The organism is Roseibium sediminis (assembly GCF_008711325.1).
Lineage (GTDB): Bacteria > Pseudomonadota > Alphaproteobacteria > Rhizobiales > Stappiaceae > Roseibium > Roseibium sediminis.
Map to the genome: position 1 here is coordinate 1 of NZ_VXDB01000087.1, position 1,024 is coordinate 1,024.

Annotated in this window: 1 protein-coding gene; it reads right to left on the reverse strand. The window is 57.9% G+C overall.

All coding sequences use genetic code 11. From position 1 onward, the window contains the following. A partial coding sequence (locus F0155_RS23175; RefSeq protein WP_150526928.1) for an IS110 family RNA-guided transposase occupies positions 1-900 on the reverse strand: 900 nt, incomplete at its 3' end. Between the last annotated feature and the right edge of the window lie 124 nt (positions 901-1,024).

Here is a 1,024-nt window from a genome sequence, read left to right on the forward strand (position 1 = left end):
CCTCGCCCAAGAATTTCCCGCCTTGGAGATGCCCTGGCACTTCGTCACGGTGCCACTATCATAAGCGCTCGGCGTCAGGCCCAGATACGATGCGAGGTGCCGACGCGACGAGAATGACCGGGCGAAGACCTCCCGGGCAAGGATAGCGGAAGCAGCACCGCCAATACCCTGCAGCCGACAAAGATCGAGACGTTTCTGTTCGACGACAGGCGATTGCGCATCGGCCATGTCCCGTTCTTTCTCCACTATGCGCAGTTGATCCTCGACCATGACCAGTCGTGCGTATTCCCGTTCCAGTTCGGCGAGTAGCCGCGGCGGAATCGAGTGCCCCTCTGCCGTTCGGAGTTCTTTGAAGTCTACACATGCGCGTCGCAGACGCGGTTCTACATCCCGGATGCCTTGCGCGAACAGTAGGCCCTTTATGCGATTTACGTGGGCGGTTCTCTCATGGATGAGCCTGTCGCGCTCGCGATGTGACCGGCGAGCGTCTTCTTCCTCCACACTCAAAACGCGAACCTGTGCGCAAACTTGTCTTTCACCCCGGTATACAGCGGCCAACGCGCGAAGCATGGCCAACGCATCAATGCGGTCTGTCTTAACCCGCCTTGCCCGGCGATTGACTTGAAGGCTCGCCGGATCAAGGACACGGACGTCGTAACCTTCTGCCTGCAGAAATCGCGCCAACCAAAATCCATCATGGCCGGCCTCGAAACAGAGAACCATATCCTCAGCGCTTGACGTTCGTTGCAACCGGATGAGCAAACCCAGCGTATCGCCTCCAGACAGTCGATAAATGGAGGGCTTGTCCCGATCAGGCTTGGCGATCCCAATGACCCAGCTGCGCTTGCTCAGCTCAATGGCGACAAATGTCTTCGGTTGGATAGTATGGTGATGGTCCATGAATAAGTCTCCCGCAAAACGTGAATGCGGTCAGGCTACCCAAACGGCGCGTCCCGCCCTCATAGGATCTTTTTAGCCGGCGCGCTCGCCAAAGCGGGACTGTTGGGGAGCGCAAGGAAATGAT